11 protein-coding genes are annotated in these 10,293 nt (G+C 69.6%); 7 read left to right on the top strand and 4 right to left on the bottom strand.

Features of this window, described 5'->3' with window-relative positions:
• Window positions 1-81: 81 nt before the first annotated feature.
• Both HR086_RS03515 and HR086_RS03520 read right to left on the bottom strand, forming a co-directional pair.
• Window positions 82-1,125 (bottom strand): methyltransferase, encoded by a 1,044-nt coding sequence (locus tag HR086_RS03515; RefSeq protein ID WP_174454199.1) that lies wholly within the window; start codon window positions 1,123-1,125, stop codon window positions 82-84.
• Window positions 1,126-1,136: 11 nt separating this feature from the next.
• Window positions 1,137-1,502: an MXAN_6627.5 family MYXO-CTERM protein gene (locus HR086_RS03520; RefSeq protein ID WP_141641655.1), complete on the bottom strand. Its 366-nt coding sequence runs from the start codon at window positions 1,500-1,502 to the stop codon at window positions 1,137-1,139.
• 114 nt (window positions 1,503-1,616) lie between these two features.
• On the opposite strand from HR086_RS03520, the gene HR086_RS03525 reads away from it, so the two are divergent.
• Complete coding sequence (locus tag HR086_RS03525; RefSeq protein ID WP_141641656.1) at window positions 1,617-2,945, top strand: response regulator; 1,329 nt, start codon at window positions 1,617-1,619, stop codon at window positions 2,943-2,945.
• A gap of 70 nt (window positions 2,946-3,015) precedes the next feature.
• Here the strand turns inward: HR086_RS03525 and HR086_RS03530 are convergent, their stop codons facing one another.
• Entirely contained in the window at window positions 3,016-3,663 is a 648-nt protein-coding gene (locus tag HR086_RS03530) for a hypothetical protein (RefSeq protein ID WP_141641657.1), read from the bottom strand.
• Window positions 3,664-3,719: 56 nt separating this feature from the next.
• Here HR086_RS03530 and HR086_RS03535 point away from each other — a divergent pair, with 56 nt between their 5' ends.
• The 4 genes from HR086_RS03535 to HR086_RS03550 all read left to right on the top strand — a co-directional run bounded on the left by HR086_RS03535 (window position 3,720) and on the right by HR086_RS03550 (window position 6,891).
• Entirely contained in the window at window positions 3,720-4,214 is a 495-nt protein-coding gene (locus HR086_RS03535; protein ID WP_174454200.1) for a hypothetical protein, read from the top strand.
• A gap of 68 nt (window positions 4,215-4,282) precedes the next feature.
• Window positions 4,283-5,479 carry a thioredoxin-dependent thiol peroxidase gene (bcp, locus tag HR086_RS49365; RefSeq protein ID WP_305794046.1) on the top strand — a complete coding sequence of 399 codons (1,197 nt, stop codon included), beginning with the start codon at window positions 4,283-4,285 and terminating at the stop codon, window positions 5,477-5,479.
• A gap of 379 nt (window positions 5,480-5,858) precedes the next feature.
• The gene (locus tag HR086_RS03545) at window positions 5,859-6,353 is read left to right on the top strand and encodes a hypothetical protein (protein ID WP_141641660.1); all 495 of its coding nucleotides are present in this window, start codon (window positions 5,859-5,861) and stop codon (window positions 6,351-6,353) included.
• Window positions 6,354-6,453: 100 nt separating this feature from the next.
• Window positions 6,454-6,891 (top strand): hypothetical protein, encoded by a 438-nt coding sequence (locus HR086_RS03550; RefSeq protein ID WP_174454202.1) that lies wholly within the window; start codon window positions 6,454-6,456, stop codon window positions 6,889-6,891.
• A gap of 107 nt (window positions 6,892-6,998) precedes the next feature.
• Here the strand turns inward: HR086_RS03550 and nagZ are convergent, their stop codons facing one another.
• Window positions 6,999-8,063 (bottom strand): beta-N-acetylhexosaminidase, encoded by a 1,065-nt coding sequence (gene nagZ / locus HR086_RS03555; RefSeq protein ID WP_174464878.1) that lies wholly within the window; start codon window positions 8,061-8,063, stop codon window positions 6,999-7,001.
• Window positions 8,064-8,319: 256 nt separating this feature from the next.
• Between nagZ and HR086_RS03560 the strand changes: the two genes are divergently transcribed.
• Complete coding sequence (locus HR086_RS03560; protein WP_254614143.1) at window positions 8,320-8,760, top strand: DUF488 domain-containing protein; 441 nt, start codon at window positions 8,320-8,322, stop codon at window positions 8,758-8,760.
• A gap of 88 nt (window positions 8,761-8,848) precedes the next feature.
• On the top strand, window positions 8,849-10,231 hold the full coding sequence (dbpA, locus tag HR086_RS03565) for an ATP-dependent RNA helicase DbpA (RefSeq protein ID WP_141641662.1): 1,383 nt from the start codon (window positions 8,849-8,851) through the stop codon (window positions 10,229-10,231).
• Window positions 10,232-10,293: the final 62 nt, after the last annotated feature.

Genomic DNA, 10,293 nt, shown 5'->3' on the forward strand with positions numbered 1-10,293 from the left:
GCAACGGGGGCGAAGGCTACCCTGTCAGACCGCTCCTGGGAGCGGGAAGGGCGCGCGCCCCCCCGCCCGCCAGGGCACCGCTCAGTCGAGTCGGGCGATCAGCAGGGTTTGAAGGGGGAGGTTTCGGATGGGTCGGCTGCTCTCGATGCGGTAGCCCGCGTCGTCGAGGAAGCCCTCCACCTCCGCGGGCGTGTAGGCGTCAGAGCCGGAGGTGACGAAGTAGTGCAGGCCGATGAGGGGCGCGGAGCTGGCGGGGTCCTGGATGTCCTCACGCAGATACTCCAGCACGGCCAACGTCCCCTTGGGGGCCAGCGAGGAGCGGATGCGGCGCAGGAGCGCCACGTTCTGCGCGGGCGTCAGGTGGTGCATCACCTGGAACAACAGCACGCCGTCATAGAGGCCACCCAGCTCCGCGGAGAGGATGTCCCCGGCCTGATGGGTGACCAGGTGGCTCAGCCCCGCGGAGGCGATGATGTCCCGGCCCACTCGGACGCTGCCTTCCAAGTCCAGCACCGTGGCCTTGAGGCCCCGGTGGCGCAGGCACAGCTCCGCGGCGAACCAGCCGTGCGCTCCGCCCAAATCCAACAGGTGTCTGGCACCTCGGGGCAGGGGGATGGCGCCCACGACCTCCGGGGCCGCCAGCCGGGCGAGCTGGTGCATGGCGTGGATGTAGTCGCGCCAGCGCGGGTCCTCCGGCGCGAAGTCGTGGATGTCCACCGCCTCGCCCGAGCGCACCACGCCCTCCAGCCCCGTCCACCAGTCCCACTGCGCGTAGTTGAACTCCAGGAAGGCGCCCACGTACTTGGGCGAGCGCGGGTCCAGCCACCGCTTCGAGCGCGAAGCCAGCCGGTAGCGGCCGTCGCGCTGACGCTCCACCGCCTCGCACGCCACCAGCGCCTCCAGCAGGGAGCGGGTGCCTTCCGGGGACAGCTTCAGCCGCGCCGCCAGCGCCTCCGACGTGGCCGCGCCGTCCGCCAGCGCGCCGTAGATGCCCAGCCGCACGCCCGCCATCAGCGTGCGCGACGCCATCATCCCGAAGAAGGCATGGGCCAGGGGTTGGGGGGCCAGGTTGAACCAGTCCGCCACTCGCTCCAGCAGGTTGTCCGCCTTGAGCCCCAGCCGCATGCGCGCGCCCCCTAACGCTTCTTCCGGGGGAGGGCCAGGCCGGCCAGTCCCACCATCACCAGCGCGGCCTCCACGCCCATCAGGCAGCCCACCTGCTCCGCCTTGCGCACCCCCGTGTAGCGGCAGGTGCCGTCCTCGCAGGAGAAGCGCGGCGAACAGTCTCCGCTGCTGCGACAGACCGTGTTCACCCGCCCCGTCCCGTCCTCCCCTTCCGGGTTGTCCCGGTCGGGTCCGCCCTCTCCAGTGGATGCGTCCGGGAGGGGGATGATGATGCCTCCGTCCCCCGATGACTGGGCGAGGGCGACGGCGGGCAGCAAGAGGGGGAGGCAGGCCAGCAGAGACAAGCCCTGGGCGCGGACAAGGTGACGAAGGGACATGACGGGGTCGTCACCCTAACCGCCCCGCCGCACAGATGCATCCACCGTGGAAACCGGAACTCGGGGGTAGATTGTCCCACCCCACCGCCTTCATCTGGTAGCGTACGACCCGCGATGGCCGCCCCCAGAATCCTCGTCGTCGATGACAACCCGGAGCTTCTTTCCCTCCTCACGCAGCTGTTCGAGGACGCGGGCTACGAGGTCGTCGGCGCCAGCCGCGGCAGGCAGGCGGTTGACGTCGCTCGGGCCAATCCCCCCGGCGCGGCCGTCTTGGACATCCTGCTGCCGGACATGATGGGCTACCACCTGGCGGACGCGCTGCGGAAGGACAACCCCCAGCTCCCGCTGCTCTTCATCACCGGCGTCTTCAAGGGCGGCAAGCACGCGCTGGAGGCCCGGCAGAAGTACCAGTCCGCCGGCTACTTCGAGAAGCCGTTCGAGGCGCAGAAGCTGCTGGAGGCCGTCACCAAGGTCCTCCCTCCGGAAAAGAAGGCCCCGCCCGCCGGCTCCCTCCAGGACGCCTTCGAGGTGGAGCTGGACATCGACGTGGAGGAGGAGGGCCCCCAGGATGTGATGGAGCTGACGGGCCGCATCAAGGTGACGGGTGGCGGCAACATCACCGCGGAGATTCGCGGCGCCAACCTCACCGCCAGCCCCATGCAGAAGGTGCCGGCCACCCAGGTGCGGCGGCCCACGCCGGGCCATCCGCCGGACTCTCCTCCCGCGGGCTCGGGCGCGCCGGGCAGCCGCCGGGGCGAGCTGAAGGACAACCTGCCCTCGTTGCTCACCGCCTACTACCTCTCCCGTGAGACGGGCGAGCTGGGCATCCAGCGCGGCAAGGTGAAGAAGGTCGTCTACTTCGAGAAGGGCATGCCGGTGTTCGCCCTCTCCAACCTGCTGGCGGACCGCTTCGGGCAGTTCCTCGTCCGCGTGGGGAAGATCAAACCCGAGCAGCTCCAGGATGCCTCCGCCGTGGCGGGAGCGACGAACCGGCGCACGGGCGACGTGCTGGTGGAGCGCGGGCTGCTCAAGGACACCGAGCGGCTCTACTACGTGGGCCAGCAGGTGAAGGCCGTCATCTACTCGCTCTTCGCGTGGGAAGAGGGCACGTATCTGATGAGCTTCCGGGAGAAGGCCAGCTCGGAGTCCATCAAGCTGGACGTGCACCCGGCCAACCTCATCGTCCGTGGCATCAAGAAGCTCTACAAGCCGGAGCGCCTGCGCCGGCTGCTGCAGCCGGAGGACCGGCTCATCCCCGCGGTGGCCCCGGCGTACCAGCTCAACGAAGTGGAGCTGGAGCGGTGGGAAGCGGAGCTGTTGCCCAAGATTGACGGCAACCGCACCGTCGCGGAGCTGCTGGCGTTCGCCAACCGCCCCGAGCACGTCGTCTACGGCTTCCTGGTGGCGATGATGGCGCTGGGCATCCTGGACAAGCGCTCGTAGCGCGGCTGCGGGTCGCCGGGCGGGCGCCTGCTTGGAGCCTGGGGCGCCCGGGGTGGCTTGGAGCTCGAGCTCAGCCGCCCGTCAGACGGGAGCCAATCCAGAACAGGCCGAGCGCACCGGAGCCCACGGCGACGACGCGCTGCACCCAGGTGGTGATGCGGTCGTTGAGGCGGGTGAGGCCCTCGGCGAAGAGCAGGCCCACGGTGCCCATGCCGATGAGGATGCCCAGCGCGAAGCCGGGCAGGTACGTCCACGCGGCCAGGCTCATGCTTCCGCCGACGAGCAGCGGGGGCAGGGCGAGCAGCAACGAACGCACGCCGCTGACGGCCATCAGCGCGCCGGCGGCGGTGCTGACGGTGTGCACGTGCTCGTGCGGCTCCTTGGAGTGGCCGGGCAGGTGGGGGTGGCCGTGGTTCAGGCTGTTGGGGAACAACAGCGCCGTCACGGCGAGGGCCACCAGCACGGCGCCGCCGAAGATTTCGGCCCAGCGCTCGAAGGTCTCGGACAGGCCCACGCCGGCCAGGAGGCACAGGGAGGCGATGCCGCCCAGCATGGCCGCGTGCCCCAGCGCGAAGCGGAAGGCGGTGGCGATGGCCGCGCGACGCCGGCCCCCATTCAGGGTTCCGAGCGTGGCCACGGCCGCGCAATGGTCCGGCCCCACGGCGTGGAGCAGGCCCTGGGACAGACCGAGCAGGAAGGCAAGGAGAATGGGCTGCACGACGCGGACCCTACCCGCGCTTCCCTCCGGAGGCCAGCAAGAGGTACCTACGCGTCATGTGGACTGCCTTCCGACCGCTGCCGGCCGCGCTTTCACTCGTGTTTTGTTGGGTCCTCTTCACCGGGTGTGACTCGGGGAAGAAGCAATTCCAGGAAGCCAATGCGCAGTACGAGGCGCTGGTGGACCGGGGCGTGCCGCCGACGGACCCGGCGTGGGACGCAGTGGTCGCGTCGCTGGAGAAGGTGCCCGCCGGCTCACGCTCGCGTCCGGAAGCCGACAAGCGTCTTTCGGCCATTCGTGGCCTGCGGGGCAGCCTGCCTCCGCGTCCGTTGGCGACCCCCGGCGCGACGGGGCCCGGCACCAGCGAGGCGGACGTGAAGCGCGCCGCGTGCGAGGCGCTGGCGAAGAAGCTGGGACAGGCGTCGGACGAGGCCACTCGCGAGCCACTGCACAAGGCGCTCGAGCAGTGTCACGCGGACCTGGTCCGGCTGGAGGCCAAGAGCCACCCTCCCGGGGAAGAAGGCCACGAGCATGGGAGTCCGCCGCATTGACGCCGTGTGACGTCGCTCACGGATGATTGAGAACACGTCGGGTTTGTGGCTATGGAGCGCGCATGCCCATGCCCCAAGCAGGTGACGCGGCTCCCGACTTCGTGCTTCAGGACCAGGACGGCAACTCCGTGACGCTCTCGCAGCTCGCGGGGAAGAACGTCGTCCTCTATTTCTATCCGAAGGATGACACTCCCGGATGCACCGTGGAGGCGTGCAGCTTCCGCGACGAGCACTCGGTGCTGGAGGCCGCTGGAGCGGTGGTGCTCGGCGTGTCCGCGGACAGCACCGCGAGCCATCGCAAGTTCGCGACCAAGTTCAACCTTCCCTTCCCGCTGCTGGCGGACACCGAGCACCAGGTGTCGGACGCCTATGGCGTCTGGGGGGAGAAGTCGCTGTATGGACGCAAGTTCCTGGGCATCAACCGCGCCACGTTCCTGATTGGACCGGACGGCAAGGTGAAGCAGGTGTGGCCCAAGGTGAAGGTGAACGGCCATGTGGTGGAGGTCCTCGCCGCGCTGGGGGCGAAGCCGAGTGCTCCGGTGTCGGGCGGGTCCGCGTTAGAGGTGGAGGGGGCGGCGCCCGAACTGCCCGCGGCGTCCGTGAAGGACTCGGAGTGGGTAGATGAACTCACGCCGCTCTCGGGCACTCCGTTGACGGCGCCGGCGCAGGTGACGAAGTTCGAGCCCGCGAAGCGGAAGTCCGCGGCGACGAAGGCCCCCGCGAGCAAGGCCGCGTCGCAGGATGAGACGCCGGCCGGGGCGGCTGTCGCGGTGACGACCGCGCCCGAGAAGAAGGCCGCGCCCGCGAAGAAGCCGGCCTCCGAGAAGAAGGCCGAGCCTGTGAAGAAGTCGGCCTCCGAGAAGAAGGCCGCGCCTGTGAAGACCGAGCCTGTGAAGGCCGCGCCCGAGAAGAAGGCCGCTCCCGCGCAGAAGACCTCCGCGAAGAAGGCAGCGCCTGTGAAGAAGGCGGCCGCGCAGAAGACCTCCGCGAAGAAGGCAGCGCCGGTGAAGAAGGTGGCCGCGCAGAAGACCTCCGCGAAGAAGGCAGCGCCGGTGAAGAAGGTGGCCGCGAAGAAGACCTCCGTGAAGAAGGCCGCGTCCGTGAAGAAGGAGGCCGCGAAGAAGGCCGGGCCCGCGAAGAAGACCTCCGCGAAGAAGGCCGCGCCTGTGAAAAAGGCAGCCGCGAAGAAGTCGCCCGCGAAGAAGGGGGCCTCGGCGAAGAAGTCCGCGCCCGCGAAGAAGAAGTCCGCTGCGAAGCGGAAGTAGCAGAGCGCTGCCGTGAAGCAGGCCACTTCCCAGATGCGTGGACGCGGCGCTTCAAGCCTCGTCCCCGTATCTGGGGATGAGGCGCCACGGAGCACTGCCTGTGCGGCGACGACCGTCATACTCGGACGCACGGTGCTTTGAACCAGGCAAGGGAGCAGGGACTCGCCGCGCAAAATTTGCGGCGAGACGCGGGCTTCTGTCCCGAAGAAGTCTCAATCCACCGTGACCATGAAGAAGACGGTGCGCGAGCGCAGAGGAGGGCGTAACTGAGCAAGCGGCCCAAGCGGCCGCCGTGTACCCGCCTCGTGGTTTGGACACCAGACGTGCCCATTCTCCTGGGATGCGGGGGACTTGAAGACAGACATCCGAGGAGTGGGACATGCGCGAGCGGAATTTCCGGCGGTGGGCTCAGGTGGCGGCGTTGACGGTGGGTGTCATGGGCGCGGTGGGCTGCGGTGGCCTGCCCGAGACAGGGGGCAAGCAGCCGGGCGAGAGTCGCGGCGGGCCGTTCGCTCAGCGTGGCATCCAGCCGGATGCGCTCCTGGACATGCAGGGCAACGTGCATCCCGAGAAGTCCCCGCCCTGGTTGATGGTCGCGGACCGGGGCCACAACGGCACCATCAAGGACATTGGCTCCAGCATCGACCCGCGCACGCCCAAGCTGGAGGGACAGCAGAACAAGTCTCTCTGGGACGACAAGGGGAAGATGATGGAGGACCGGTACGGCAGCGAGGGTGGCGCCACCTTCGCGCCGACGGCACAGGGGCTGGGCGGCGAGGATGGCGCGCTTCAGAGCGGCTCGACAGACTTCAACCACGGTTGGGGTTACCGGCCGCTGGGCTGGCAGGACCGCAACGCTCGGCTGCGGCGCTAGGTTCGACTCGGGCGGACGGCTGATTCTTCGCCGGCATCTGCGTACGAGGATGGGTATCCATCCCTCTGGGGCCTGAATGGCTCGCCGGAGGGATGGACACATGAACCAGGGAAACATTCGCCGCTGGCTCCTACCCGGCGCGCTGGCCGTGGCTTCGTTGGTGGGCACGGCGTGTCACCGGGAGGAAGAGCGCGTCCGTCGGGAGATTCCCAGGACGGGCGGCCCCTATCAGGGCGTCGCCAATGACTCGCAGCCCTTGAGCAGCTTCGGCCCGGGAACGGGTGGCTCGGGCACGCCCGACATCGCGCCCGTGCAGGACATCGTGGGCACGAACCTGCCGCCCACGGCGGTGGGCAATGTCCCTCCGCGTGTGGAGCCCGGCATCGCCGCGGGCTCACCGACAGCGATTCAGAAGGAGCAGCAGGAGCAGGACGCACCGCCCCAGGGGGCCCCGCCCGCGAAGAACACGCCGGATGGAACGTCGGCCCCGAAGCCAGGGGATGCTCCTCCACGCGAGGACTCCAAGGTCCCGCACTAGTTGCTCGGTGCACGGGGCCGGTGCCCCGTGGCGCTCATCGAGACGCGAGCATGACCTTGGTGGGGCCTGGGCTCGCTACACGGGGTGGTGCCCCGTGGCCGTCACGCTCAGCGAGACGCGAGCATGACCTCGGTGGGGTCCTTGCCCGCGAAGGCGCTGTCGAGCCCCTTGGCGAGCGCGTGATGCTCGGCGCCTCCCAGGGTGGCGAGCCGGTCCTCCGCCGGGTGCGCGAAGCGCGCGGCGAGTACGTCGAGCCTGCGGTGCGCCTCGGTGATGCGCTCGCGCGGAATCCTGCCGGACTCCACCGCCTTCACCACGGCCTCGACGGCGCGACGCTGCACCTCCGCGTGGTGGCACACGAGGAACAGGTCCACGCCCGCGAGCGTGCCCTGCACCGCCGCCTCCTCCACCGTGTAGTGGTCCGCGATGGCCTTCATCTCCAGGTCGTCGCTGACGAGCACGCCGTCAAAGCCCAGCTCCTCGCGCAGCACCCCCGTGAGCACGCGCTCGCTCATCGTCGCGGGCACGCCCTTGTCCAGCGCGTCGAACAGGACATGGGCCGTCATCAGCGAGGCCAGCCGCGCCTGCGCGAAGGCCCGGAAGGGCACCAGCTCCACACGCCGCAGCCGCTCCAAATCATGCGCCAGCCTGGGCAGCGTCAGATGGCTGTCCGTGGTCGTGTCACCATGCCCGGGGAAGTGCTTGCCGCAGGAGGCGATGCCGCCGGCCTCCAGGCCCCGCGCGAGCGCCACACCCAGCCGCGCCACCTCCTCCGCGTCCCGGCTGAAGCTCCGGTCCCCAATGACGGGATTGGCCGGGTTGGTGTCCACATCCAGCACCGGCGCGAAGTCCCAGTCGAAGCCCACCGCGCGCAGCTCGTGCGCCAGCAGCCGCCCCACGCGCTCCACCAACCGGGCGTCCCCGCGCTGTCCCAGCTCGCGCATCGGGGGCAGGGCGGTGAACGGCGCCCCGCGCAGCCGCGCCACCCGTCCTCCCTCCTGGTCCACCGAGAGGATGAAGGGCCGACCCGCGCGCGTCTTCAGCTCGCGGCACAGCGTCGCCGTCTCCTGCGCCGTACCCACGTTGCGCTTGAAGAGGATGGCGCCATAGACGCCGTCATCCATCAGGGCCGCCAGGTCGGCGTCGATGCGAGTCCCAGGAAAGCCCACCATGAACAGGCGGGCGCAGTCGCGGTAGAGGGCGGAGGCGGTCACGGGACGCAGTGTCGCAGAACCCGGGCCTCAGCTGGATACCGTTCCTTCGCGGTCCGCACCGGGCGTCGTCTGCCCGTCACCTCCCGGGGCGGTCATGTCCGCTGGCCGCCATCCCGGTCCGCCCGGGGCAGGGGTCGCCCGGCTCCTCCACGTGGCTTCCGGCGGGCTCCTCGCATCGTCATGTTGAGGCACGGCGGCGAGGCGCCAGCGCGGGATGCCAGGGCGCCTGCCCGTCCACCTGTCGGGGGAGCACGGGACGATGATTCAAATCGAGCGGGTGTATCACCACCTGGAGCCGCACGACTCGGAGGGGGCTCGCTTCCTCGTCGAGCGACTGTGGCCGCGAGGTATCAAGAAGACCCACCTGAAGCTGGATGGCTGGCTCAAGGACGTGGCGCCCAGCACGGAGCTGCGCAAGTGGTACGGCCATGAGCCCGCGCGCTGGGAGGAGTTCCAGCGCAGGTACGCCCAGGAGCTGCGGGAGCATCGCGAGGCCCTGGAGCCGCTCGTCGAGGCGGCCCGACGGGGAGACGTGACGCTGCTGTTCAGCGCGCGGGACGAGGACCACAACAGCGCCGTCGTCCTGAAGGCGCATCTGGAGCGCGGGCTGCGTCCAGCCAGGCGGCGCTCGCGCCAGCACCCGACGGTGCATTGACACAGGGGCTTGTTCCGCCACGGACGGCTGCTACAAGGGCCCCGGGATTCCGAGGCACCTTCCGCGCCTCCGTTCAATCGAGGCCCTGATGGATTTCGCCACGCTCGAGCTGTCTCCACCCTTGCTCCAGGTCATCGCCGAGCTGGGTTTCCAGGCCGCCACGCCCATCCAGGCGCAGAGCATCCCCGTGTTGCTCAAGGGCAAGGACCTGGTCGGCCAGGCGCGCACCGGCAGCGGCAAGACGGCGGCCTTCGCGCTGCCCATGCTCCAGCACGTCCAGCTCCAGGACCGACGCCTGCAGGGGCTGGTGCTCTGCCCCACGCGAGAGCTGTGCGCCCAGGTGGCGGGAGAGATTCGCAAGCTGGGGCGTCGGCTGCCGGGCCTTCAGATATTGGTGCTGGCGGGCGGGCAGCCCATCCGGCCGCAGTTGGAGGCGCTGGAGAAGGGCGTGCACATCGCGGTGGGGACGCCCGGCCGGGTGATTGATGTGCTGGAGCGCGAGGCGCTGGAGACGAAGCGCCTGGGCACGGTGGTGCTGGACGAGGCGGACCGGATGCTCGACATGGGCTTCCGCGAGGACATGGAGCGCATCATCGGCGCGATGCCGTCACGGCGTCAGACGGTGCTCTTCTCCGCGACGTTCCCTCCAGACATCGCGGCCCTGAGCCGCGCGTTCCAGAAGGACCCCGTGCGCGTGACGGTGGAGGACACCGAGGCCACGCCCGCGATTCGTCAGGTCCGCTACGACACGAAGCCCGAGGACAAGACCCAGCAGTTGCTGCGCGTGCTCCGGCTCTACCAGCCGTCCTCCGCCATCGTCTTCTGCAACCACAAGGCGACGGTGGTGGAGCTGACGAAGGCACTCTCCGACGCGGGCGTCAGCGTGGACGGGCTCCAGGGGGACCTGGAGCAGTTCGAGCGGGACCGGGTCATGGCGAAGTTCCGCAACCTCACCACGCGGGTGCTCGTCGCCACGGACGTGGCGGGGCGAGGCATCGACGTGGAGGCGCTCGACGCCGTCGTCAACTTCGACATGCCCTTCCAGCCGGAGCCGTACGTGCATCGCATCGGACGCACGGGGCGCGCGGGGCGCACGGGGCTCGCCATCGCGCTGGTGGCGCCGAACGACAAGCGCAAGGTGGAAGAGATTGAGCAGTCGCTGGGCCTGAAGCTGGAGCCGGGCGACGCGGCGGAGCTGGAGGCCGCGGCGTCGAAGCCGGGTTCGCTCGGCTCGGATTGGGAGACGCTCTACATCTCCGCCGGGCGCAAGGACAAGATGAGGCCGGGAGACATCCTCGGCGCGCTGACGGGTGAGGCGGGTGGCTTCGCCGCCACGGACGTCGGCAAGATTGAAATCCAGGACCACATCTCCTACGTCGCCGTCGCGCGCCGCGTGATCAAGGTGGCCTTCCAGCGCTTGAGCGAGGGCAAGATCAAGGGCCGCAAGCACAAGATTGAGCGCGTGAAGTAGCCGCCCGCGGAGAACGAACCCGCACGCGGAACGGGCCAGGCCCGCACCTTCTGGCCCTCCCA

Source organism: Myxococcus sp. CA039A (assembly GCF_013336645.1).
GTDB lineage: Bacteria > Myxococcota > Myxococcia > Myxococcales > Myxococcaceae > Myxococcus > Myxococcus llanfairpwllgwyngyllgogerychwyrndrobwllllantysiliogogogochensis.